Origin of the sequence: Bacillus cereus group sp. MYBK216-1 (assembly GCF_051916495.1) — a bacterium.
GTDB lineage: Bacteria > Bacillota > Bacilli > Bacillales > Bacillaceae_G > Bacillus_A > Bacillus_A thuringiensis_K.
The window spans coordinates 1-25152 of the sequence record NZ_JBQAGT010000006.1; the positions used below are offsets into that span (position 1 = coordinate 1).

Sequence of the window (25152 nt, forward strand, 5' to 3'; positions counted from 1 at the left end):
ATACAGAAAGATTCCAAGAAAAACTTCACGGCCTTTCCCCGATAGAATATCGGGAAAAGGCCGTGGCATAATACTCTTTTTATTACTGTCTACTTGACAGGGAGATGACCACATTATAGATATGATGTGCCTCTTTTTATTTAGAAACATCTTAAAGTTAAAGTTTTTTAGTTAACTACAAATTTTTGCACTTTCGCATTATAGCTTTGTGCAACAGGAGAAAGATAATTATGACAAGAAAAAAACATATAATCATTATTCATGGAAGATCTACAAAACCACAACAATCTATAAAGCAAACTTTAGTTAATAACGCTCTAATAAATGGAATCCAGCGAATAAATAAAAAAATGGCAAAAGCAATTGAAGTTGGTGATGTAAAAGTAACGGTTGTATACTATGGTGATATTTTAAACCAAATATTGATGGAAAATAGACCGGAATTAAAAAAAGAACTCGTTTGGATTTCAGATAATTGGTATGTTCCAGATAATACTTACAACAAACCCTTACAAAAACTAATAAAAAGACCCCTTGAAAAGCACACAATAGAAGATTATGATCGATTAATTGAAAAACAAGAAATTATAAAATTTGGTGATGATTTAGCTACAATTGCGAGCCCCTTCTTATCTTTAATTGGAATAACTCAAAAAGTAATAAATAAACTCCTTCCAGATTTAGGTTCTTATCTAACTAGCAGGGTAGTAGGGTCGCAAATTCGTGAACGTTTGCAACCAATTTTAAGGGAATCTTTATTAGCAAATGATGATATTGCCTTAATATCACATAGCATGGGATGCATGGTATCTTATGACGTTTTATGGAAGTTTTCAAGGATGAGTGAATATAAAGATTTATGGGAGAAAAAAATTTCATTGTGGATGACATTAGGTAATCCATTAGGCGAGCCTGCAGTGAAAAAAAGTCTCTATGATTCAAACGAACCAAATGATGGAATGTACCCAACTAACATTATGAATTGGATTAATATTCGAGCTGTAGATGATTTTGTAGCACATGATGGTGACATAAAGGATGATTTTCATCAAATGCTTGAGAGAAATCTTATTAGAAGTATTACAGATGAGCCTGAAATCTACACATTTTGGGTAGATGAGAAAGGGAAATGTAACCCCCATAAATTATATGGATATTTGAATCATCCTGTTGTATCAGAAAAAATACTTAATTGGTTACAAAATTAATTGCATAAATCTATTTTATAAATTGCTATAAAATACTTATTATAAGAGCCTAAAATCAGTTCACGCCAGCTAAATAATTAGCCCTTGTAAATAAAATTTATTTTTAAATACAAATAAATTACGGAACAAGTAGTTTACTCCTTTCATTTCCTTTTCTTTAAACTTAGTCCCCATAATGTTATAACCAAGAAAGAAATGTTAGTACAAAAATTTAAACAAAAAGGCATACCTCTAGGTGTGCCTTTTTGTAGTGAACCTTTTATGCTTGTAAATACATATTTAGTTTTGAACTAAATAGAACTGAGCCAACACTGTATAGCACAATACTTGATTCCGGATATATTTGATCTTTCACAAAAGGTAGTACTAAAAAAATCCAGCCGAACGATATTTAAAATCTCTATAAATTGTAAGAGAACTTAACTAAATAACTGTAAGATGAATCAATAAAAAAGAATTTTTTAACTAATACTGAAATGCTATTGTCGCATACTGAATTAGATGTGGAACTTTTCAAAGTGTAGAAAAGAACTATTTATCATTATTTTTATTAATATATAAATAAAACTTTATTCAAATTAATATATATTCGTATCTTAATATAAATTGTGTATATGAATTTAATAATAACTTATAGATAGATTTTTTTTCAGAATAAAATTCTGTTATTTAATTCATAATATAAAAGGTAATTTAAATCGTATAATTGGGAGGATTGAATTTGTCAAATAATGAAGCGCTAGATCATTGCGTGCAAATGAACATAAATGATAATCAATTAATTGAAGCATCTCGTTTAGCAATTCAAGAAAATCCGGATAATGCGCTCGACTCCTATGGAGTGTCAAAGGAAGCCATTGATAATAATGAAATGGCTTTAATAACAGCAAAAAAATGGAAGAGTGGTCGAACTCTACGTGTACGTTTTCTTGATGGGAACACAGTAATACAAGAAAAAGTTAAAAAATATGCTAATGAATGGAGCAGATACGCCAATATTAAATTTTTATTTGGTGATGATTCAAATGCAGAAATACGTATTACATTTCGACATAAGGGATTCTGGTCTTATGTAGGTACTGATAATCTAGGAATTCCTATAAATCAACCTACTATGAGCTTAACCGGTTTAACACCTGCAAGCTCAGAATCACAAATTTCTCGTGTTGTTTTGCATGAATTTGGTCATTGTATAGGTATATCACATGAACAAGCTAGTCCAGGAGCAAATATACCTTGGGATAAACCAGCTGTATATCGATATTATGCAGAGAATAGTGGTTGGTCTAAAGAAATGGTTGACCAGAATGTATTAGCTAAACTCAATCCACAAGGAGTTTCATTTACACCACACGATTCTAAATCAATTATGCAATATCCTGTGCCAAATGAATTAACTATCGGTGATTTTGAAATTGGTTGGAATACTTCTTTATCAGAAATAGATAAAATTTTTATAGGGAAGATGTATCCCTTATAAATTGAGCAAATTTTAGAGAAATATATAGTTACTAAGAGAATGTATCTCAAATTACTATATAAACTCTATTTTAAGTATGAAAACCAGGTTAATAATCATTTAATTTCGATATAAAAAGGATTAGATTTTATGCCTAAAACAGTTAAAGTATGCATTGATAAAATACCACCTAATTTTTCTAAGGAAATAAGTCTTATTGATCAGTATAAGTGGGTACCAGGCCAAACAATAAATGTGTGTTTTTTAGAGGGGCTTCCTGAAGTGAAAGAAAAAGTCAAAAAACATGCAAAAAGATGGGAAGAATTTGCAAATATAAAATTGGAATTTGGAAATAATCCTGACGCAGAAATACGTATAGCATTTGACATGAATGACGGTAGTTGGTCATATATTGGAACCTCCTGTAAGGAAGTGGATAAGAAGGAGCCAACAATGAACTATGGTTGGCTTCAACCAGACACTCCTGAAGTTGAATACTCAAGAGTGGTATTACATGAATTTGGAAATGCCCTGGGGTGTATTCACGAGCATCAAAATCCGAGTGCGAAAATACCTTGGGATAAAAAGCTGTATATACGTATTATATGGGCCCACCAAATAACTGGTCAAAAGAAGATGTTGATAACAACATATTTAATCGATACGATAAAAATATAACGAGTTTCACAGAATTTGATCCAACATCAATAATGCTCTATACGATACCCAATGAGCACACAATTGGAGATTTTGAAGCTATTGGAGGAGTGACATTTTCGGAAAAAGATAAGCAATTTATTCAACAAATGTACCCTTTCTACTTTCTAAATACTTTTGAAGTGAGCTACTACTATTATTATAAGAAAATTAAACAGTATTAGAAAAGATACTCATATTCATACAAATGGTATTAAAAAATGTATATTTGGGAGGACTAACTACATGTCTAATATGCAATTCGAAAATGATTTAATTTTCAATCAGAAATTAATGTCTTTACAACAACAAAATGCTCTGAATCGCTTTATTGAACGCTCAAACAAACGTGAACATCTCAAGAGTGAATTACAGCATAAAAATCCATTGGAAGTAAGCAAACCAGAACGGGCTTCTTTTCGAAAAGCAATTATTAATCCACGAGATGGCTTAGCATTAGAGCGCATTATTGAAGGAAATGATTTATTTCCTATCTCTTACTTTGAAGCAGGACTTAAAGCTGCTAAGTCTGTTTGTAGAATTGAGGTTCGCGATCGTATTGGAAGGGTTCGCGGACATGGTACAGGTTTTCTTGTGTCTCCATCTTTACTCCTTACAAATAATCATGTTTTAGCAGATGAAGATGCTGCGCTTTTTAGTCTTGCACAATTCAATTATGAGTTGGGGTTAGATTTAAAAGAAAGAGAAATTAAAAATTTTCGTTTAGCGCCAAATCGTTTTTTTATAACAGATGAGAAACTTGATTTTACATTAGTTGCAGTAGAAGAAACATCTGCTGACGAAGCGAAATTAAGTGATTTTAATTTTTTACCGCTTTTACCGCATAAAGGAAAGATATTAGTTGGTGAGCACGTATCAATAATTCAGCATCCTTCAGGTGCACCTAAGATGGTAGCGAATAGAGAGAATAAAGTTCAAGATATATTTGATGATTTTATTCATTATGAAACGGATACACAGCCAGGTTCATCTGGATCAGCTGTATTTAATGATGAATGGATGGTTATTGCACTTCATCATTCAGGAGTTCCTGATCCAAAAGATAGTACAAAATATATAGCAAACGAAGGAATACGAATTAGTAGTATTGTACAGTTTGTTATGAATCAGTCTCAAAATCTAAGTGATGATAAGAAGAAATTACTTGACGATTTTTCAAAATCGTGGGAATTAGTTGAAAACACAACTGGAGAGTTAATTTCTGAGGAGTTACCTTTAGAGTGGCACAAAGACTCGACAGGTCATGATACTAAATTTTTAGGTGATAATTATGAAGTTTCACATCCTAAATTACGTCCCGATCTTGAATTAGATATAGCGCTTCTCAAGAATGGAGAAAGAATATTAAACTATACACATTTTTCGATTGTTATGAGTAAAAAACGTCGTTTAGCTTACTATACTGTAGTTAATATTGATGGGAATAATTTGAAAAATGTGGGCCGTGAAGATGACTGGAATTTTGACCCTCGTATTGATAAAAAATATCAGTGCGGTGATGAACTATATATAGATAATGATCTTGATAGAGGACATCTTGTTCGTAGAAGGGATCCTGTGTGGGGAAATTCTGCAGAAGAAGCAAACAAAGATACTTTCTATTTTACAAATGCCTCACCACAACATAAAAAATTAAATCAAGAGACATGGTTGGGTCTAGAGGATTATATCTTGAAAAATGCTAAAAACTTTAACCTTAAAGTAACAGTGTTTACCGGACCAGTATTCCGAAGTGATGATTTGATTTATCGAGGAGTACAAATACCAGCAGAATTTTGGAAGGTAGTTGTAATAGTTAAGCAAGATGGTAATTTATCTGCTACAGCTTATTTACAATCTCAAAAAAATTTAATAGATAATCTGGAATTTGCATATGGCGAATATAAAACATATCAAGTAGCCGTTTCGAAAATTGAAAACTTAACAGGTCTTGATTTCGGTGGGTTAAGAAATCATGATCCACTTAATGAAATAGAATCAACAAATGGTCATATTATTGAAACGTATGAAGATATAAACTTTTAAATTAAAGAATACACTAATCAATTAGAAGGAGCATGTTTTTGAAAGGTATGTCGAAATATGCTCCTTCTACTCGGGGTTCAGCCGAGATACGTGTAAAAACGGGTCATATACTGGTTTTTATTTCCATTTTTTGACCCGTTTATCTTTTATACAGGTATATTCTCTTCTATTGGTTGTGGAATGTTTTGTAAATCAATCACATAATCGCCAAAACGTTTTAAATGTTTCGTCATATATGGGCTTAACATAACCAGATCTTCTCGTGAGAATCGATAACCTTCTCTCTTGAGTTGCCATAAAATCATGGTAATATCAACGGCATTTTGAAAAATGACTGCATTGGCAACGAGATCATTATATTTAATACGTTTTTCTTGTTCTACTGGATCATTTTCAGTAATAATTCCATCCCCACCAAAGAATAACCACTTTGAAAAACCATTATATGCTTCCACTTTATTTGTACTAGCTGTAATTTGCTCTCTTAAATTCATATCTGAGATATATCTAAGAAGAAATATCGTTCGAATGACTCTGCCTAGCTCTCGAAATGCTTGGTACAGTCGATTCTTTTTACTATTACTTCTCAGTTTTCTGAGAAGAGTTGAGGGTAGTATCTTTCCAGCTTTTATAGACAAAACAACTTGAAATAAATCTTGCCAATGAGTCTCAATTAACTTCCAATCGATTACATCACTAAATAAAGGACCTATATGTTTATATTGAATATGTTTGCTTGGTCTAAAAAACTTTAAGTCTTTCCAATTCCGAATTCTAGGCATTAAATTGATTCCTAATAGATAAGAAAGTGCAAAGACGGGGGTAGACTGACCTTGTGTATCAGCATGAATCGTATCGGGTTGGATATCTGACTTGTTTTTTAGCAATCCATCAATAATATAAACAGCTTCCCAAACCCCACAGGGGATAAAATGGCTAAATAAAGCAATATAATTATCCGAAACATGATGATAAGCTATTCCTCCATAGCCCCCATATCTGATATGGTATTCTGACAGTAAGTTTTCTTCATATAAATCGTATTTTGTTCCATCAGCGGCGGCTGTTTTTCCACTCCCCCATAGTTTTGGAAGGCTAAAGAGGTTGTATTGATTTAAAATATCTTGAATTGAGGCATCTAATTTTTGGGCACTGATGTGAGTTAGCAGGAAATAAACATCCAGTTACAGGCATTCCGTATGATTTAGATGGTTTCCCTATTTTTAAACCCGTTTCTGAAGTTAAATTAAAAGAAGCTGATTTTAAAAAATCTAGACCAACACATGATAGAATATGTAGTAAAGCATTATACGAACAAATAATGAAAGACCCTAAGCTAGCTGCAAAATTCACAGAAGAAGAAATAGAGTTATTTAAGCTGGGCGAGGTACCAGAAAATTATACATGGCATCATCATCAAGAAGCAGGACGAATGCAACTTGTGGATTATGAAACACATAGGAAAACAGATCACACTGGTGGATATAAAATTTGGGGAAAAGAAAGCGATAAGTAAGGAGGAGTATATATGACAACGTTACTTGGATTGGAGTAAATAAAAAAAATTACAGATGAAAATATTCAGAAAGTAGAACAATATTTCAATATTAAATTCCCTATGGATTTTGTAGAATGTGTAAAAAAATATGATAGTGGTTATCCAAGACCAAAAATATTTGATGTACCCGGACAGGATGAGAATGTATTTAGTAAGCTATTAACTTTTGATTTAGAAAGTAGAAATTCAATCATTCAAGTTTATGATGATATAAAAGATAGATTAGCAAATAAAGTATATCCCTTTGGTAAGGATTCATTTGGGAATCATCTGTGTTTTGATTACCGTAGCAATCCTGAATCACCAACAGTAGTATTTTGGGAGCATGAGGAGGAAAACATAGAGGAAGCAATATACCCTGTTTGCTCAACATTTACAGAATTGCTTGCTAGTCTACGTGATTTCGAAGAAGATTGAGGGAACTAAAAAACGGTCTAGAATTCTAGACCGTTTTTTTTGATTTACTAATTTTCCAACCATCAGCCGTTTTCTCTAGTTCAATTACGTTAACTTCTATTAAAATCTTTTAATAAATTTGGATTGTCTATATCATAAAACACTAAGTTTATTGCTTTTATATTAACAGTAAAATCTCTAATGTCATGGGTGTTTAAAATTTTTATTTCCTCAATATTGGAATTTATTGTTACATCAATTGAAATTGGAACTATTTTCAAGAAAAGATTTTCGTTATTTTCTTGAATTGCTAAAAAAATATGGTAACGATAACTAGTTTGATTATTATCTTTTTGATAATAGAAAAAGTAAGATTCATTTTCTTGATGTGAAAGGTTTAAAAAAGCGTTAGTTATAGTATTTAACACCCTAGAACGAAAAATATTATTATGTTCTGATAATTCTAGGAGGTTGTTAACAGCGAAATAGATAGTGTCAATCATTTTGCCAACACTAACCCCTTCTTTTTTTATAGTATGATTTATACTATTTGTTACAAAAGTATTGTCGTAAAAATCTGTAATCTCGATAGCTTTTTGAAAATCGAAGCTAAAATCCTCAATATTTAAAGATTTTTGAAATTCCTGTGATAAAGTTAAAACCTTATCTAAATATCTTTGGTCTAATTGGTACACCTCTAAATATGAAATAGCATTCAGAGAAGGTAAAGCCATGGTAATCACTCGATTATAAAACATATCATTCACCCTCCTAATTAATTATCCACACTATACACCTATAATATACCAAAAAAAACCATTTGTGGAATGTAAAAAAGCATTAAATCTTAAATTAAATTAATAAACTTGAATTTCTACAAGTTTTTAATGAAATTTTATTAGATTTGTATACGAAATAAACCTTAATGAAGTGAAAGGTTTATTTCGCTAGCTATTTGATAGTATAAGGATGAGAGGAGGGAATACAAAAATATCAAAATGTAATATTCTTTATTAAATTAATAGGAGGTATATTTAAATGGATTTTCTAAATGAAGAAATTTACGATGTTATTGGAATAGGATTTGGGCCGGCAGGTATTGCGCTATCTGTTGCCATGAAGGATTTTGAAGAGGGAAATCCTTCTGATTATTTAAATTTAAAATGTTTATTTGTAGAGCAAGCCAAGGATTCCACTTGGATGCCGGAAATGTTACTACCGGGAACAGATATTCAACATCATTACCTCAGAGACTTGGCTACACCTCGTAATCCAAGAAGTAGGTATACTTTTCCGATGTATTTAAAGGAAAAAGATAGATTATTTACGTTTGGCCAATTTTCAAGTAATCCTGGAAGAATTGAATGGTCGGATTACGTAAAGTGGGTTGCAGATCAAGTATCAGAAAATACTCTTTATAGACATAAATTTTTAAATGTTGAGCCAATTGTATCATCAGAAACTAAAGCGGTAGAAATGGTTCAAGTTTCCACACAAGATTTAAATACTGGGGCTATAAAAAAATTTAAAGCACGAAATATAGTCTTAAGTACAGGTAGAAGAAAAAACATTCCCGAAATTTGTAAAGAATTTGTTGGCCAGAGAGTATTTCACTCAAGTGGTTATAAAAGTCATATTAAAACAGTTCAAGAAAAACAACCTACATTCGCTGTAATTGGGTCAGGACAAAATGCTATTGAAATTGTATTAGATCTTGCGCAACGATTCCCACAATCAAAAATAACTTCTATTCATCGTGGTATGGGATTTCGACTTTATGATTTAGGTCACTTTAGTAATGAAGTATATTTCCCTTATTTTGCTGATTATTTCTATTCTGTACCAAAACAAAAGAAACAATATTTGTTTGAAAAAATAAAACATACAAACTATTCTGCGGTTGATGCTGATGTAAGTCGTTCTTTATATTGGAAAATCTACGAAGAAGGTATTCAGGGAATAAATAGAATTCAAGTTATTAATAATTCGGAGTTAACTACTATAGCTGAAAAAGATAAATCATTTAAACTGAATGTAACTGATATGTACACACAAGAAAAGTTACAACTTGATGTGGATTATATAATCTTATGTACTGGATTTTATGAAGAAAAATTCCCAAATGGATTACAATCATTAAGTAACTATATTGAATTGGATGAAGATGAGGATTTAATTATTAGTCAAAATTATGAAGTTAAGACTTCCGAGAAATTCACACCTAAAATTTATGTAAATGGTTTAACTGAAAGAACGCATGGAATAAGTGATGCAGCTTCCTTTAGTATGATGGCTGTAAAAGCTGGAAAAATCCAAGAAAGTATACAATCACAATTAAAAAATACTCGAATATTACAGGAGGTAGAATAATTGATGGAAGTCTCTTTACTAAATAATTTTGAACATCTATCTCCAGTATGGCCACACTTTACTCAAATACATGTTGATTATGCAAAAGGTCCATATATATATGATATAAATGGAAAAGAATTTTTAGACTTTACTTCAGGTATAGGAGTTACCAATACTGGACATTGTCATCCGAGAATTGTAAATGCTATAAAACATCAAGCTGAAAAAATGCTACATGCACAAGCTACTATTTTTTATAATACACCCATCACAAAATTATCTCATAAACTTTGCGATTTACTTCCTAGTGAGTTAAACTGCTTTTTCTTTAGTAATAGTGGTAGTGAAGCGGTAGAAAGTGCAATAAAGTTAGCTCGTCATGCGACAAAAAAAACTAATATTATTTGTTTCCAAGGCGGATATCATGGGCGGACTGTAGGAGCAATGGCTGTTACTACAGCAAAAAGCATTTATAGGAAATTTTATCAACCATTAATGCCTGGGGTTATTGTTAGTCCATTTCCTTATGAAATTGGAAATAATTTTGACTCAGATGAATTAACAAAACGATGTTTAAAGGAATTAGAACATATTTTATTAACTCAAACTTCTCCAGAGGAAACTGCTGCAATGATTATAGAACCAATATTAGGAGAAGGTGGATATGTTATTCCGCCAAAGTCTTTTATTCAAGGTTTACGAGAAATTTGTGACAAATATGGAATTCTATTAATTTTTGATGAAATTCAAACTGGATTTGGACGAACAGGTAAATTATTTGCAATGGAGCACTTTGAAGTTACACCAGATATTTTAGTAATTGCAAAAGGTTTGGCATCAGGTTTACCTCTTAGTGGAATTGCTGCATCAAAAGAATTAATGAGTAGATGGATAACTGGTTCTCATGGTGGGACTTATGGTGGAAATATATTAGCAGCTGCAGCTGCAATAGAAACTATCAATGTCTTAAAAGAAGAGGACCTAGTGGAAAATTCAAAAAAAACAGGGGAGATTATACTTAATTATTTAAAAGGTCTTCAGGAAATTTATCCGTTCATTTCGGATGTACGAGGACTTGGTCTTATGATAGCATGTGAGTTTCTAGATCATGAAGGTCTTCCAGATTCAAAAACAGCTAAAAGGATTCGTGAGTTATGTGTTGAGAGGGGATTAATACTCTTGACATGCGGAACACAGGATCATGTTATTCGTTGGATTCCTCCATTAATCATAAATAAGTTACACGTACAAGATGCCGTATCAATATTTTCTTCTGCATTATTACAATATAAGGAAGAGAAAAATGAATAGTCATAGTGATATCTTGATAGTAGGTGGGGGCATAATTGGAGCAAGTATTGCATATTATTTATCTCAAAATCATGTAGGGAAAATAACTCTATGTGAACAATCACGACCACCAGGAATAGGGGCTACCAGTAAATCTGGCGGCCTTCTGAGAATGCATCATACAAACTCGTTTCAAAGTAAACTAGCTTGGAAAAGTTTACAAATTTATTCTAAATGGAATGAAAATATAGGTGGAGATTGCGGTTTTAATAAAACTGGTTTTGCAATGATTGTTAGCCCGGAATTTAAAAACGAAATTACACACAATGTAAGTATGATAAGTGAAATAGGCGTACCTATTAAACTGTTGTCTCCAGAAGAATATAAAGAAATACAACCTGAATCCTCTATTGAAGGAATAGGATTAGTAGCATTTGAACCACATAGTGGTTACGCAGATCCAATAAAAACTACTCATTGTTTTATAAGCAAAGCATTGGAAAATGGAGTGTTATTGAGAGAAGGAGTCCGTATAAACAAATTGATTATCCAAAAAGAAAAAGCGATTGGTGTAGAAACTAACATTGGAAGCTTGTATGCAGATAATATAATAATTGCCAACAATGTGTGGGCAACTGAAATATTAGAGAAACACAACATAAACCTACCTTTACGTTCAAAACAAATTGGCATCTGTTTTTTATCAAGAGTAGATTCCAAAGTTTCAACAAAATTATTAACTCATATTGACGATACTATTGGTACTTATTTTCGTCCGATTTCAGAGAAAGAAATATTAATTGGAATGTTTCATAATCAATGGGATGTAGATCCAAATAATAAAAATAGTGTTCCAACTTTAAAAAATATAGCTTATACACAAAATAAAATAAAGAAACGTCTACCTTTTTTAGAAAATTTCTTTCCTATAGGAGGGCGAGTAAGTTTTGATGGTTATACACCTGATAAGCACCCTATTATTGGGAAGTGTCCCCAGATTGAGAATGTATACTTAGCTGTAGGTTTTAGTGGAGGTGGTTTTAAAATTGCTCCTGCAGTTGGTGAGGCTGTTGCAAAGGAAATACTAACAAAAGAAAAACAACCAGAAATACAACCTTATCAATTGGAACGTTTTTTTGAGAGTAAACTAATAAAAGGAAAATATAGGTATGATTATATGTAATTATGTTCTTTAGTATGAGGAGGTATGTAATGCAAAATATTCGACAAGCGCATCCTTATTATATGTACGAAGAAATTTGTGAACAGGTACGTTATTTGAACAATCTTAATAACTGTTTTATTGATAATGAGCAAATCATAGAAATAGTGAATCAAATAAAATATTGTAGGAGAGTATTTATTACAGGTTGTGGAACTTCGTATCACGTAGCCTTGACAAGTGAATATATTTCCAGAATGATTTTTAAAGATGTAAATCTGATTCGTTCTGTTCCTGCGTTTGAATTAATTCATCATCCATGGAATATAAGTTCAGAAGATGTGGTCATAGCGGTATCACATTCTGGTGAAACAACAATGGTTTTAAAAGCATTAGAAAATGTTCGGGCCGTAAAAGCAAAAACTATTTTAATTACAGGATTCCCAGAAAGCAGTGCTGCACAAAAGGCGGATCATGTAATAAGTAATGGATATCCTTTTGAAAAGTCGTTAGCTCATACAATTAGTTATACAGTAAGTATAGGGGCGATATTAAGTTTGTTTTATGAGTTATCTAAATACTATGGAGTAAAAAATATATCATCTAACATCAAACAGGAATTCGAAAAAATCTCTCAGTTGGTTGAGGAAACAATTTTGTCAATTGATAAAAAAGTTTCAATCTTATCGAGGGAACTACAGCCTGCTAACAATTGGATTTTTGCAGGAACTGGAGTAGGCGAATCTTTAGCAAGAGAGGCCGCATTAAAATTTGTAGAAACTAGCTATTCACCTGCAATTGGCATAGATATAGAACAAGTACTACATGGGTATTTACCTATGTGTAATTCAAATACCGTACTCACTATTATATCACCACCTTTACGTGTTATTAATAGAATTAATGATTTAATAAGAGCAGCAGAAAAGGTTAATAGTAAAATAGTAATTTTCGCTTCACAAGATTTTATAGAAACAGATAAAACTAGAGTAATAAAATTACCATATTGTGAAGATTTGACTAGTGCTTTGGTTGGAATAATTCCCCTTCAATTAATGGCTTATTATGTATCTGTTACAAATGGTTATAATCCTGATTTAATACGTCGAGATCAATCTAAATACATGGAAGCAAGGAGAGTCTATGAATAAATGGTAATTGATAATAATGAACCTAATTTTCATAAATTGTTAATTTTGCCAGAACAGGATAAAAGCCTACCGTCTTTCCGACTCGGATTAAGTGGAAATAAAGGTTTCCATACTTATGAATTATGTTTTGGTAGTCTCTTAGCTATACATGACTGGATAAAAGATAATCCATCACACAAGATAGAATTATTCTGGGAAGATGATAGTATTTCAGGGATTAATGATATCTCAGCAGCTGAGCGCTTAGTCAATAAGGGGGTACAAGCTGTAATTGGGCATCTAAGTAGTACAGAAGCTCTAAGAGCAGCACCTATATATAATGTAAATGATATTTTATATTTAGCGCCAGCTTCTACAGAACTTTCCCTAACAGAGAAAGAATACAATAATGTTCTACGGATTTGTGGAAAAGATAATTATTTAGCCGAAAAAGTTGTGGATTTTATTTTAAATTTTAATTGTACAAATAAGTATGTTTCAATAATATGGGAAGACATTATTCATGGGCGCTCTTTATCGAATCAAGTTGAGAAGTATTTATCCAAGAAAAAGGGGTGCACAATACTAAAGCAAAAATGGGATGTACAAATCAATTTTAATGATTTAAATATAAAAAGATCTAATATCATATTTTTTGCTGGTATCTATCAGAGTGCTCTAGAATTTCTAAGGAAACTAAAAGAGGTAGACTATAGAGGGATAATAATTTTGGGAGATGACTGTTTTATAGATGAATTTGCCAAAGAATTAAAAAATAATAATGAAAATTTATATGTAGTTTCAACAGGAAGAAATAATAATCATAGTTATTACGACACTTTTTCTAAGAATTATAAGAATATAAGTGGTACTCAAGTAGGAGCTTATTCCATAACTAGTTATGTAGCAACAAGTTTATTATTGAGTACATTACCAATTTTACAAAGAAAGGGAATAAAAGAATGTATTAATAGAATGAGTTCTTTATTGAGAACGAAATCTACTTTATTAGGTAATATTCAATTAGATGATAGAGGGGATCTGAAAAATTTCCCATGGGATGTTTATCAAATAAAATCATCTGAATTTATTTCTGTTACCTTAAAAGAAGGGAGTTTTTAAAATGCCTTGGTTTTTTGCCTATGGTATTAGTACGAATCCTGAACAAATGGTTAAAGATATTGGTGGATATAAAAATTACAAAAAAGCTGTTTTAGAAAATTACATCTATACTTTTACAGGTTACCATGAGGATTTTAGAGGGGGAACATCTACAATTATCCCACAACAAGGTGGAGGAGTCTATGGTATAGCGTATCAAATAGAAACGGAACAAATAGATGATCTTATAAAAAATGGACATGGGTATATTTTAAAAGAAAATATAGCAAAAATAGATAATGGTTCTATGCCAGTCTATACACTACAACTTGAAAATCATGCCCCCCTTGCAATGCCATCTAAAGAATATCTAGAAATAGTTAAAAATGGATTGTTGAAAAATTATAAGGAAGACTTTGTTGATTTATATTTGGGCAGAGCACTAAAGCGTGTGCAGAATGAGGGATTAATTGACTACCAACCTGTGTCTAAGGATAGTTTTACAAACGAATATAATTCACAATTTCGCAGATTATTTCCATGGCATGTTACAAAACAACAACCTTTCGGTTCAGCTTGGGCAATAGTAGAACCAGGGGAGCAAACTAACCCACATCATCATGATGAAGAGGAAACCTTTATTGTTCTTAGCGGAAAAGGAATAATTAATGTTGATGGACAAGAAAAGATAGTCGGAAAAGGAGATATTATATATTTTGAGCCATTTTCAACTCATACAATAAAAAATATAGGTGACACGTCTTTAGAATTTTTATGTATTTGGTGGGGGGCATTACTAGAGGCACGATAATTAATAGAATAAGATGTTTATTTTAATTTTTTTCAATAATTTATATTGCTTTTTAGTTTTTTAACAAATAAAAAGTGAGGGATTATAAATGAAAACTTTTATTGTAACCGCAACTCCCCCTACGACTAATGGGGATTTACACATTGGACATTTATCTGGACCATATTTAGCAGCAGATGTGTTTAGTAGATTTCAAAAAATGAAAGGAAATAATGTAATTTACTCAACGAGTGGAGATGATCATCAAACTTATATAGCAACAACAGCTAAAAGAAAAGGATGGACTCCCGAGAAATTAGTAGAATATTATACAAAAAAAGTGCAAGATACTTTAGGTGCCGCATTTATAAATCTCAACATTTTTTCCAATTCTTTAAACAATCAAGAGCATATTAAATTTGTCCAAAGTATTTTTAAGAAATTATACAATAAAGGAGTTTTTGTCGAAAAGCAAAAAGAAATACACTTTTGTAATAATTGCGATCAGTATTTATTTGAATCTTTTATAAAGGGTGAATGTCCATTTTGTAACGAAAAAGCTTCAGGAAACCTCTGTGAAGCCTGTGGTAGAATTAATGATCCAATTGAGCTTATTAATCCGGTTTGTGGTCTGTGTGGGGAAACACCAACAATTAGCAGTTACAAAGGGATGTTTTTTCCATTAGAAAATTACCGAGATCAGCTGGTGGAATATTATAATTCAAGAGTTAGTTGGAGGCCTCATCTCAAGGAATTATGCAATTGGATTGTTTCAAAACCTATTCCTGATTATCCTGTAACATATCCCACTAAATGGGGTATACCAGTACCAATTAAGGGATATACAAACCAGTGTATTAATGTTTGGTTTGAAATGTATCCAGGACATATAGCAACTACAAATAAATGGTTACAATTAAATGATAGTAATTTTTCAGTGGAGAACTTGTGTGAAAATAATGCAACACTTGTACAATTTCTTGGTTATGACAACAGTTTCTTTAATGCAGTTTTGCATGTAGCAACATGTTTTGCAATAGACGAAGGTTATTTATTACCTGAGCACATCATTACCAATGAGTTTTATTTATTAGAGCACGCAAAATTCTCTACAAGTAGAGAGCATGCAATATGGGGCAGTGATTTATTAAAAGAAGTACCGGCAGACTCTTTACGCTATTATGTTTGTCGTACAAATCCGGAACACACCCAAACAAACTTCTCATTAAAAGATTTCAATCAAATTAGAAAAAATGAATTGGAAGATACTTGGTTTAATACAATTAGTACCTTTATTGAAATTATAAAGGAAACTTCCATGGATTTAAGCCTATTTAATGATTTCATTGACCTCAAAGCAAAAGCAACTGTGAGTTGGGCAAAAAAATCTCTAGAATCTTTTTATGATATTAATCACTTTAGTCTGCGGCAGGCTAGCCAAGTATTACACGAATATTTACAAATATGTAAGGATTATTTAGACACCCAAGTAATTCCTGTAAAAGATATAAATATGAAAATTTATTTACAAAGATTAGCCTCTTTAGGGTATATGATTCAAGCATTAATTTATTTTGCCCAACCTATACTTCCAAGTTTTTCGATGACCCTTAAGGAAGCGCTAGGAGTAGATGTATCTTCCAATCAAAATCTTAATTGGGAAAATATCGAAAAAATAAAATTTGATAACACTAATATAAACGTCGTAAAAAATTGGTTCTGTGAAACAAAAAAAGTAATGCAATAAACAAATTAATATTACTTTTAAGTGGGTGGGATAATGAACATACGAATCATGAAATTTGGAGGAACCTCTATAAATACCTTTAGAAAAAGGGAATATATAGTTTCTCTAATTAAGGAAACCATTGAACAAGGCTTTAACCCAGTCATCATTGTCTCCGCAATAGGAAGAATAGGAGATCCTTATTCAACTGATACATTGTTAGAATTTTTAAGAAGCAATAGCGTAAATATAAATGAACATGATCAAGCTTTATTGTTATCTTGCGGAGAAATAATTTCAAGTGTCGTAATTAGTAGTATGTTGAATAGTGCAGGTATAAAATCTATAGCTTTAACAGGCACACGAGCAGGAATTCAAACATCCTCTAAAAAATACATTAATAGCTCTATAACAAAAATCCATACATCTTGTCTTTTAGAAAATATAAAAAAAGGTTACATTCCAGTAATTGCAGGGTTTCAGGGGCACACACCAGAAAAGGAAGTAACAATACTGTCCCGTGGTGGAAGTGATACAACCGCAACAGCTTTAGGATATACATTAGATGCACATGAAATAGACATTTTTACTGATGTAGAAGGAATTATGACTACAGATCCAGCTATTATAAATGAAGCTATGGTTATACCACAGATTTCATATAAAAATGCTTATCTAATGGCTAAGTTTGGGGCTAAAATTATAAATGCAGAATCAATAAAATGGGCAGAGAGGAAAGGGATACCTATCAATATCCGGATGACTTTAACTAAGCAGATAGGTACAAAAATTTCAACTTCTACACAAGATAATATGAGTAAAAACAACGTTTTTGCTATTCAATACAATAATAAAAGTAGAAAAACAGTAAATGTAAATATATTAGGTATTTTTGATGGTAATCATTATCATATAGTGGAGGCAATTAAGAAGACATTGTCATCACATCTAATACCTATATTACAAGTGATTCCAAAAGAAAATGTAATATCAATAAAAATTTCAACAAGCTTTCTATTTAAGACTCTACAATTACTGCATCGCGAATTTATTCAGTACACTTATACCGCTGAAGGTACGAAGAATATATATGTATGAATACTTTTGTAAAAGGTTCAATATGGATGTAGTGAGGTGTTAAATGATTAATAAGCAGATAGTTAAAGAAATAAAAAGTGTTATAGATGTATCCGATTCTTCATTAGTTGCAGCAGAAAAAATTATTCAAACTTATTTATTACCTTTATATGAGCAGAAATGCATGCTTGAAGAAAAAAATGTGAAACAACAACAAACTATTGATAAGCTTCAAACCGCTTCCGTAGTAAATAGAAATAAAGACAAACTATATTTCTATAGATAAACTTATTTTATCCAAATAAAGAACTCTTTTACTTCTTATAAGAAGTAAAAGAGTTCTTTATTGTGTAAAGTGTATAAAAAGTTAATGGTGTAATAGAACTAATAATTTTGATTTATACTAGCCAATTTTCGCATGTAATTTATATACATAAAATAAAGAATTACTACTATTAGTGGTACAAAGAAGTATATACCAAAGAAAGGGATTAATGAAAGACATAAAATTAAAGATATTAAAGCAGCTTTTTTTTGTAGTGTACCTTTTTTGAAAAGTTTAATACCAGCTGCTGATGAAAAAATATATACCATTAAGCCTAATGAATTTGGGATAAATAACAGATCCACATAAGATATTTTTAATGTACTTATTGTTATCACACCTATAGATGCAAAGACGAAAATAAATACTACTACACGAGTGGGGGTTTGAGTACGTTGATTTATTTCAGAAAAATAAGTTGGAAATGCTTTATCACGGCTTAAAGCAAAACCTAGTTGTGTTATGCTAGCAATAAATGCGTTGACGGTACCTAAGCAAATAATAAAAGCTAATATAGCAGTTAAATATTTCGCACCGATTCCTATTGAATCTTGCATTAATAGTGCTAAGGGAGAGAGGTTGCTTTCAAGGTTACCATATGTCTTAGTGCCAATAGTGATTAGGCTTAATAAAATAAACAATATGCCTATAATCCCTGCACTAATAATCGTCCCTTTAATAATATCTTTTTCTGGCTTTACAAACTTATCTGCAAGGTTACATATTGCTTCCCAGCCAAAGAAAGACCATAAACACATTGTCATAGCTGTGCCAATTGAAATTATCCCATTAGGTGCAAATGGTTTAAAGTTAGAATACTCAAACTTATCGAAAGAAGAGTATATTGTTACTAGCAATAAAACAATTAATAATGAGCTCAAAATCAAAGATAATTTACCACTTGTTTGTACACCAAAATAGTTAGAAATTGAACCCATTAATAAGATAAATAATGCTAAACAAGTAATCATACCGTTGGATAGGTTAAAAGCGATTCCTACATAAAAAGCACCAGTTAGAGAGACTATGATTTGTCCTACTGCAGCACAGAAGAAATAAAACCAACCTATTAAATTACCCATATGATTTCCATAAGCCATTCTTACAAAAGTAGCTGCACCACCTGCATCAGGATAAGATCGTGATAAGCAAGCAAAGGTATATGCAAGAGGGAAGCTTAAAATAATTATAAATATCCACGAAATGATTGATGCAGGTCCAGCTATATTAGCAGTACTTGCTGATAAAAATAATACCCCAGAACCCAAAATTGCAGCGATATACAGAGCAATTGCTTGATACAGTGTAATTGATTTATTTCCCATAAAATCACTCCTTTTATAAAAGGGTAACATGATTAATATAAAAAATTCTTTTTAAATTTTGCTATTCAATTCTACAAACTGGGGCGGATAGTACATGTAGCCAACTCTGCGAATAGATAAAAGTAATTTAGGATTTTTAAAATCATCTTCGATCCTTTTCCTGAGCCTACATATATATACATACAATTCGTCTTTAGTAATATAATCATTTGTGCCCCAAGCATATTGTATTAATTCTTCACTGGATATAGGAACTTTCTTATTACATACCAAATAAAATAACAACTTAAATTGAATCCTTGAGAGAGATAATTGTAAACCGTTCTTAATGATAGTCTCTTTCTGAATATCTAATTGTAAGTTAACATCAAGAGTTAAAAGTGCATTGTTATTAATCATAATCAACGACCTCCATCTTCAATATATTTAGTTATCACCATCTGCATACTAATATATCTGTTAATGAAACTTGCTAAGATACCAGAGACAATACGAGGAAAATACCTTTTTTTAAAAATTTTATCATTTATATCCAAAATTTGTTCATTTTTTAGAAAATTCTACAAAATATTTATCGACAAAGCTTTGTAATTATGGAATTACGAGTGAAAGTCGATTTTTGAAAAGGGAGTAAAGATTCTGTAGTTGCAAATCAAAATTGAAGGAATTCTTTTTGAAATAAAACGAATGCTCTTATTGGATTTTTTAGTGAACTCTATTTAAAGTCAAAATTATTGATTTTCACTTTTGGTGTAATTTTCTATATTCATTAGGTGTGTATCCAGTTTTCTTTTTGAATAATGTAGAAAAATATGCTGTATTTTGTATACCTACAGTAAGTCCAATTTCTATTATTGAATAATTGGTTTGCTCAAGATAATACTTAGCCTTTGAAGTTCTGATTTGTTGAATATATTCCATAGGAGTTAATCCTTTAATTCTTTTAAAGGTACGTTGTAAATGGAAGGGGCTTCCATGAGATATAGAGGCCAACTTTTCTAATGTCAAAGGTTCATCAAAGTTCTTATCAATGTAATCTGTAACATATTTTATCCATTCCTCATTAGGTAAATTTAATGCATTTGGTTTACAACGTTTACAAGGGCGAAAATTTTGAGATAATGCTTCTTGTGCATTTTTAAAAATCTTCACATTATCTATTTTAGGAATTTTAGATTTGCATGAGGGACGACAAAAAATACCTGTCGTTTTTACTCCATAATAAAACTTATTGTCATAAGAAGAATCATTATATATAATAGCATGCCACTGCTCGTTGGTAATTTTTTGGGATTTATTTTTTTTGCATAATGGGACAGTTTTTTTATTATTTGGCTCATTTTTCATAAACTCACCTCTATAATTAGTATAACTTTAATAGAATTTTGATGTTAGTTGTTTTTATAAATTAAAGTAACAGGAATATTAGGTCAAGATTTAATAAGATGAGTTGTTACAAAAAAGCTAATAATAAAAAAACTGTCTGAGAATAGTTTTTTTGTTTTTATGTATGGTATACAGTATAAGATTTGTAGGATCATAAATTTATTTCAAAACAGACAGTGAGCCTCTAACACACTTTGGTTTGGAAGAAACGTATGATAAATATAATGCCAATTAAAAATAACAGTCTTATATTATTTGAAGTGCAAACCTGGAGAGAGACCCTTATAGTTAACTATCAAAAGAGAGTTTAAATTCTAATTAAAGTATAATTTAAACTATGTATTTATTACATAATAAAGTTCAAAATGAAGTGGATTTAATATAGATTTTAAATCCACTAAGAATAAATAATAAAAGTTCAGCAATACAAAATTGCTGAACTTTTATTATTTATTCTTTCCTATTCTTCCTAAGCTATCTTTGATAGTTGTTTCTCCAAGCTGTGTATATAATAAGGCCGTATCCTGGCTGGTATGTCCAAGTTGTTGCATCACTTGTAACGAGTCTTTTTCTTCCATATATAACTTATTTGCCAATGTATGTCTTAATTTATGAGGAGACATTTTTTTGCCAAAGGCTTTAGTATATTTTTCTACTATATCTTGGATAGCCCTAACAGAAAGAGGCTGTGCAGTATGTTTATACTTAGATAAGAATACATTTTGTAATTCTTTCCCTGGAGCATATTTGTTATCTCTAATCTCCATATATTTTTCAAGATCATTTAATGCAATTGGGGTAATCCAAACGGAATCTTCTTTGTTTCCTTTTCGGATTACATCAATTAGTCTTTCTTTTAAGTTTATATCTTCCATGCGGAGATCGGCCAATTCACTTACACGAATACCACTACCAAGAAAGAGGGAAAGGATAGCGACATCACGCTCCTTATCTCTTAGGAAATAGAATAACTGATGTTTTGTTAAAGCTTTTTCATGTTCGTACTTAACATAATTCAGAAATTCTTGATCATCATCATTATGGAAAATTTTAGATCTCATACGTTTTGCACGAGCATTTAATGTTTCTTTATCTTTATGTATTTCAATTTTAGCCATTACATTTCTATAAAAATAGCATTCTCCATCTTCATTCTCTGATAGGGAGGTGAGGTACTTAAATAAAGACTTTAAGGCCGAAATTTTTCTGTTAACAGAGGAATTCTGCATGTTTTGTTGTAGTTTTAAAAACCTCATAAAGTTCTCAACATCTTTTTTCTTTAAATTCTCCAAATCAGAGAAGGATATGTCTTTAATGGGCTTAAATTCAATAATTTGTTCAGATAATAGCCAATTAAAGAAGACTCTAAAATCATATACATAATTCAGTAGGGTGGAGGGGGAGGCATCATGCAATTCTTTGTACTCCACAAATTCTTCTATGTAAAAGGGCATTTCATTTAAATTCTCGTATAATTTCTTACGATGTACGGATTTTTGACGTTGTTTGCTGTAATCCATAAAAATCACCTCATATATACTATAACAGAAAATAGGTACGAACACAAGTTCGCATTAAATTCAATTTTTACACAAACTTATTTACATAATTAAATTACGGAATACTAAATCATGCTCAATAGTGAATGGAATAATGTAATTACTCAAATAAAAATTATAGATAATCAAGTGAGAAATTTGTATTTGACCATAAAAATTAGAGCAAAAACTACATATAAATGTATGTAAAATAAAACAAATTTGATATATAAATTCATACAAAAGACCAATACATGAATATAGTTTAAAAGTCTTTATAAAAATATAAATCAGTTTATTTAATCATGATTATAGGGAGTTGATTAAATCAACGTGTGAAAAAATCTTATAAAGTAAAATGTAATTTTATATAAAATTTATTAATGAGTAACTCAAAATTTAATAATTTCTATATAAAATATTAATTATATAGGCACATGCAAACATACGAAAATCTATGCAACTAAGCTTGAAATCCCTAGATACCGTTATTAGATTTTTATTTAACTACTTTATTGTTCGTAAAATTGGTATTTCGTGCGAACTTGTTGTTTTTTAGAATAAATAATCACACCCTTCTATTATTAAACTTCATCGGTCCATTTTTATAACTTAAGCTCATCAATTAACCTTTTCTAATATTATTCATACGTTAATTTTGAAGACAAACAGGATCTCCCATAACTACTTTTATACCTTTTCGTTATTTTTGATGTGCATATATGCTATAGAAAGCGATTAAAATGTAATTAACAACCACCCATAAATAAAAACATCTGCTCACTTATTTTAATTATAAGCAAACGGATGTTTAACAATATATTTATACAAACTTATTATTCATAAATAATATACTCGATTTAAATCTTTCAACAATTTTTCATTAGATGCACTACAACCATGACGTTTATAACTATGATCAAGTTGCGAACCATGCGTATTTTCATCCCAATACATTCTGAAACTTTCGCCATCAACATTTTTCCAGGAAGTTGGTGAGAATCTGTATGTATCTACGAAACCTTTCTATTGATACTCTATTAAAATAGGGTCAAAATTAACTTCTCCTGATGTTTCTATACATGCACGGATACACTGAGTGTTGATAAAACAATGCTTACGCATGCTGTAAAAATTGCAAATAGCATCTTCATATTTAAAAACTCTTTTTTATATCTTTTTATTATTGTAACGATAACAATTTATATACTAGCAGCCCTCCATTTTAATATTATTAAGAAACAATATTAAAATGAAAAATATTCACTATACCTTTATTTCATGTATTCTCACCTCATTCATCTAAATAATGCTACAATACTATACTTCTTTGCTCCTACTTTTACTTTATTATCTCAACTTTCATACTGTGGAACCATATATGTCCCTCACCTTTCAGGGTTAATCCTACAGATAGACGTTTTACATCAATAGGGATATCTACAATTATCGAATATTCTTTCCAACTTTCTTTTTCTTTAATTGGCTCACATTCTAATGATTTCATTTCCCATAAATCATTAGGCTTTTCACCCCTTATCCATAAGTCTGCGTACTCCTGAATAGATTTAGTTCTAATCATTCCTGACAATTTAATTCTTTTCCCTAAATATAAATTTTTATTTAGAAAGCAAAATACTACACCATATCCTTCTATCTTTTGTATCGAATGCAAATAATGTACAAATTTATTTATTCCGTTGATATCAAACGTATTATATAAAAAGTAATTACTAGGTGTCTTACCTCCAAGCATCCATTCGGTCAAAAAATTATCATTCATAATCTCTATCCTCCATATCTATTATACTTACTACTACAATACCATTGACTTCATATATTTTTTTGATTTTTTTTGCTAAAAATCTCCCTTTAAATATAAGCACATTTTCTGTAAGGGAATAATGTTAATCTATCATTTAATTACTATAAAATAATGTTAGTTATGGTAATAACGTCGTAAATCCTAATCTCCCTAAGATTCGCAAGTATCCCGTAGAACTATGAATAATTACATATAAGACAGCAAATGCGTTACGATGAATATTTATAATAAAAAGGTGGAATAACTGATATTTTGTATAAAACATTCATGTATATACTAAAATTAAGATAATCTATTTGATATTAATAAGCGCTCAAAATATAATTCAAAATTCCATGCGGCGCCTTGTGGAATAGAGTGAGATGAAGTATATAACTTAGAAGAAAAACAAGCGGCTACGTTATTGAACTAATCTGATAGAAACGGTTCAATTAGAGCTGTTGAAAGACATAGTTGGACAAAAACACTTTTCTATTAACCCAATTGTTGTTACTTTTTTCTTGATCTAAAACTATGTATTCAATTCCCTTCTTCATAACATAATAAGCGATTGAAAACACTTAGACTTATAGATTGATTCTTTACTTCGTCTAAAAAATAAATATTCCCAACTTGCGTCTCGCCCAAAAGACATTCTGCTAATTCAAAATTATGTATCTTATATGTAATAGTAGCAGTAAGATATGTTTATTGGCTGAAAATAGTGTTATATCTGCTCTTCTATACTCTTTAGTGTTATCTCAAAAATATTGTTAACCATAT

The 25152-nt window shown here is 30.7% G+C and carries 20 protein-coding genes and 3 pseudogenes; 16 read left to right on the top strand and 7 right to left on the bottom strand.

Going from position 1 to position 25152, the window contains the following annotated elements:
* The 5 genes from ACTFRH_RS21135 to ACTFRH_RS21155 all read left to right on the top strand — a co-directional run.
* A partial coding sequence (locus ACTFRH_RS21135) for an IS3 family transposase (RefSeq protein WP_325782447.1) occupies positions 1 to 71 on the top strand: 71 nt, incomplete at its 5' end.
* A gap of 159 nt (positions 72 to 230) precedes the next feature.
* Positions 231 to 1208: a hypothetical protein gene (locus ACTFRH_RS21140; RefSeq protein WP_000197076.1), complete on the top strand. Its 978-nt coding sequence runs from the start codon at positions 231 to 233 to the stop codon at positions 1206 to 1208.
* Between the two features lie 721 nt (positions 1209 to 1929).
* A complete protein-coding gene (locus tag ACTFRH_RS21145) occupies positions 1930 to 2688 on the top strand; it encodes a M12 family metallopeptidase (protein WP_000069205.1) in 759 nt (252 codons plus the stop codon).
* Between the two features lie 129 nt (positions 2689 to 2817).
* Complete coding sequence (locus tag ACTFRH_RS21150) at positions 2818 to 3345, top strand: M12 family metallopeptidase (RefSeq protein ID WP_003304220.1); 528 nt, start codon at positions 2818 to 2820, stop codon at positions 3343 to 3345.
* 264 nt (positions 3346 to 3609) lie between these two features.
* Positions 3610 to 5409 carry a DNA/RNA non-specific endonuclease gene (locus tag ACTFRH_RS21155; protein ID WP_000069116.1) on the top strand — a complete coding sequence of 600 codons (1800 nt, stop codon included), beginning with the start codon at positions 3610 to 3612 and terminating at the stop codon, positions 5407 to 5409.
* 146 nt (positions 5410 to 5555) lie between these two features.
* Here the strand turns inward: ACTFRH_RS21155 and ACTFRH_RS21160 are convergent.
* Positions 5556 to 6569 (bottom strand): annotated as a pseudogene (locus ACTFRH_RS21160) (transposase); the annotation flags it as partial.
* Between ACTFRH_RS21160 and ACTFRH_RS21165 the strand changes: the two are divergent.
* A pseudogene (locus tag ACTFRH_RS21165) lies at positions 6569 to 6925 on the top strand (HNH endonuclease); the annotation flags it as partial. The pseudogenes ACTFRH_RS21160 and ACTFRH_RS21165 overlap by 1 nt on opposite strands.
* An 8-nt stretch (positions 6926 to 6933) precedes the next feature.
* Positions 6934 to 7384 (top strand): annotated as a pseudogene (locus ACTFRH_RS21170) (SMI1/KNR4 family protein).
* 89 nt (positions 7385 to 7473) lie between these two features.
* On the opposite strand, the gene ACTFRH_RS21175 reads toward ACTFRH_RS21170, so the two are convergent.
* Positions 7474 to 8121, bottom strand: a complete 648-nt coding sequence (locus ACTFRH_RS21175) for a hypothetical protein (protein ID WP_000499738.1) — start codon at positions 8119 to 8121, stop codon at positions 7474 to 7476.
* 280 nt (positions 8122 to 8401) lie between these two features.
* Here ACTFRH_RS21175 and ACTFRH_RS21180 point away from each other — a divergent pair, with 280 nt between their 5' ends.
* The 9 genes from ACTFRH_RS21180 to ACTFRH_RS21220 all read left to right on the top strand — a co-directional run bounded on the left by ACTFRH_RS21180 (position 8402) and on the right by ACTFRH_RS21220 (position 18277).
* Positions 8402 to 9733 carry a SidA/IucD/PvdA family monooxygenase gene (locus tag ACTFRH_RS21180; RefSeq protein WP_000346903.1) on the top strand — a complete coding sequence of 444 codons (1332 nt, stop codon included), beginning with the start codon at positions 8402 to 8404 and terminating at the stop codon, positions 9731 to 9733.
* Between the two features lie 3 nt (positions 9734 to 9736).
* Positions 9737 to 11026: an aspartate aminotransferase family protein gene (locus ACTFRH_RS21185; protein WP_061885017.1), complete on the top strand. Its 1290-nt coding sequence runs from the start codon at positions 9737 to 9739 to the stop codon at positions 11024 to 11026.
* Positions 11019 to 12188: an NAD(P)/FAD-dependent oxidoreductase gene (locus tag ACTFRH_RS21190; RefSeq protein WP_001084263.1), complete on the top strand. Its 1170-nt coding sequence runs from the start codon at positions 11019 to 11021 to the stop codon at positions 12186 to 12188. Before ACTFRH_RS21185 ends, ACTFRH_RS21190 begins: the two co-directional genes overlap by 8 nt.
* A gap of 29 nt (positions 12189 to 12217) precedes the next feature.
* Positions 12218 to 13318, top strand: coding sequence for an SIS domain-containing protein (locus tag ACTFRH_RS21195; protein WP_033703451.1), 1101 nt, complete (start codon positions 12218 to 12220; stop codon positions 13316 to 13318).
* Entirely contained in the window at positions 13319 to 14419 is a 1101-nt protein-coding gene (locus ACTFRH_RS21200; RefSeq protein ID WP_000234107.1) for a branched-chain amino acid ABC transporter substrate-binding protein, read from the top strand.
* Between the two features lies 1 nt (position 14420).
* Positions 14421 to 15209: a cupin domain-containing protein gene (locus ACTFRH_RS21205; protein WP_001145763.1), complete on the top strand. Its 789-nt coding sequence runs from the start codon at positions 14421 to 14423 to the stop codon at positions 15207 to 15209.
* An 88-nt stretch (positions 15210 to 15297) separates the two neighbouring features.
* Complete coding sequence (locus ACTFRH_RS21210; protein WP_000846733.1) at positions 15298 to 16935, top strand: methionine--tRNA ligase; 1638 nt, start codon at positions 15298 to 15300, stop codon at positions 16933 to 16935.
* Between the two features lie 33 nt (positions 16936 to 16968).
* Complete coding sequence (locus tag ACTFRH_RS21215) at positions 16969 to 18012, top strand: amino acid kinase family protein (protein WP_001026146.1); 1044 nt, start codon at positions 16969 to 16971, stop codon at positions 18010 to 18012.
* Positions 18013 to 18055: 43 nt separating this feature from the next.
* Positions 18056 to 18277 (top strand): hypothetical protein, encoded by a 222-nt coding sequence (locus ACTFRH_RS21220; RefSeq protein ID WP_000608855.1) that lies wholly within the window; start codon positions 18056 to 18058, stop codon positions 18275 to 18277.
* 98 nt (positions 18278 to 18375) lie between these two features.
* Here ACTFRH_RS21220 and ACTFRH_RS21225 read toward each other — a convergent pair whose 3' ends face one another.
* The 5 genes from ACTFRH_RS21225 to ACTFRH_RS21245 form a co-directional block, all read right to left on the bottom strand.
* On the bottom strand, positions 18376 to 19641 hold the full coding sequence (locus tag ACTFRH_RS21225) for an APC family permease (protein WP_000527239.1): 1266 nt from the start codon (positions 19639 to 19641) through the stop codon (positions 18376 to 18378).
* Positions 19642 to 19692: 51 nt separating this feature from the next.
* Positions 19693 to 20040, bottom strand: a complete 348-nt coding sequence (locus ACTFRH_RS21230) for a winged helix-turn-helix domain-containing protein (RefSeq protein WP_050426822.1) — start codon at positions 20038 to 20040, stop codon at positions 19693 to 19695.
* Between the two features lie 342 nt (positions 20041 to 20382).
* Positions 20383 to 20988: a bifunctional transcriptional activator/DNA repair enzyme AdaA gene (locus ACTFRH_RS21235; protein ID WP_000787313.1), complete on the bottom strand. Its 606-nt coding sequence runs from the start codon at positions 20986 to 20988 to the stop codon at positions 20383 to 20385.
* Positions 20989 to 21473: 485 nt separating this feature from the next.
* On the bottom strand, positions 21474 to 22547 hold the full coding sequence (gene xerS / locus ACTFRH_RS21240) for a tyrosine recombinase XerS (protein WP_000386599.1): 1074 nt from the start codon (positions 22545 to 22547) through the stop codon (positions 21474 to 21476).
* Positions 22548 to 23907: 1360 nt separating this feature from the next.
* Positions 23908 to 24348 carry a hypothetical protein gene (locus tag ACTFRH_RS21245; protein ID WP_000999354.1) on the bottom strand — a complete coding sequence of 147 codons (441 nt, stop codon included), beginning with the start codon at positions 24346 to 24348 and terminating at the stop codon, positions 23908 to 23910.
* Positions 24349 to 25152 lie beyond the last annotated feature (804 nt).

Excerpts from the sequence above, each read along its gene's own strand:
- ACTFRH_RS21140 (WP_000197076.1), top strand. The coding sequence starts at position 231 with ATGACAAGAAAAAAACATATAATCATTATTCATGGAAGATCTACAAAA.
- ACTFRH_RS21150 (WP_003304220.1), top strand. The coding sequence starts at position 2,818 with ATGCCTAAAACAGTTAAAGTATGCATTGATAAAATACCACCTAATTTT.
- ACTFRH_RS21155 (WP_000069116.1), top strand. The coding sequence starts at position 3,610 with ATGTCTAATATGCAATTCGAAAATGATTTAATTTTCAATCAGAAATTA.
- ACTFRH_RS21175 (WP_000499738.1), bottom strand. The coding sequence starts at position 8,121 with ATGTTTTATAATCGAGTGATTACCATGGCTTTACCTTCTCTGAATGCT.
- ACTFRH_RS21180 (WP_000346903.1), top strand. The coding sequence starts at position 8,402 with ATGGATTTTCTAAATGAAGAAATTTACGATGTTATTGGAATAGGATTT.
- ACTFRH_RS21185 (WP_061885017.1), top strand. The coding sequence starts at position 9,737 with ATGGAAGTCTCTTTACTAAATAATTTTGAACATCTATCTCCAGTATGG.
- ACTFRH_RS21190 (WP_001084263.1), top strand. The coding sequence starts at position 11,019 with ATGAATAGTCATAGTGATATCTTGATAGTAGGTGGGGGCATAATTGGA.
- ACTFRH_RS21195 (WP_033703451.1), top strand. The coding sequence starts at position 12,218 with ATGCAAAATATTCGACAAGCGCATCCTTATTATATGTACGAAGAAATT.
- ACTFRH_RS21200 (WP_000234107.1), top strand. The coding sequence starts at position 13,319 with ATGGTAATTGATAATAATGAACCTAATTTTCATAAATTGTTAATTTTG.
- ACTFRH_RS21205 (WP_001145763.1), top strand. The coding sequence starts at position 14,421 with ATGCCTTGGTTTTTTGCCTATGGTATTAGTACGAATCCTGAACAAATG.
- ACTFRH_RS21210 (WP_000846733.1), top strand. The coding sequence starts at position 15,298 with ATGAAAACTTTTATTGTAACCGCAACTCCCCCTACGACTAATGGGGAT.
- ACTFRH_RS21215 (WP_001026146.1), top strand. The coding sequence starts at position 16,969 with ATGAACATACGAATCATGAAATTTGGAGGAACCTCTATAAATACCTTT.
- ACTFRH_RS21220 (WP_000608855.1), top strand. The coding sequence starts at position 18,056 with ATGATTAATAAGCAGATAGTTAAAGAAATAAAAAGTGTTATAGATGTA.
- ACTFRH_RS21225 (WP_000527239.1), bottom strand. The coding sequence starts at position 19,641 with ATGGGAAATAAATCAATTACACTGTATCAAGCAATTGCTCTGTATATC.
- ACTFRH_RS21230 (WP_050426822.1), bottom strand. The coding sequence starts at position 20,040 with ATGATTAATAACAATGCACTTTTAACTCTTGATGTTAACTTACAATTA.
- ACTFRH_RS21235 (WP_000787313.1), bottom strand. The coding sequence starts at position 20,988 with ATGAAAAATGAGCCAAATAATAAAAAAACTGTCCCATTATGCAAAAAA.
- xerS (WP_000386599.1), bottom strand. The coding sequence starts at position 22,547 with ATGGATTACAGCAAACAACGTCAAAAATCCGTACATCGTAAGAAATTA.
- ACTFRH_RS21245 (WP_000999354.1), bottom strand. The coding sequence starts at position 24,348 with ATGAATGATAATTTTTTGACCGAATGGATGCTTGGAGGTAAGACACCT.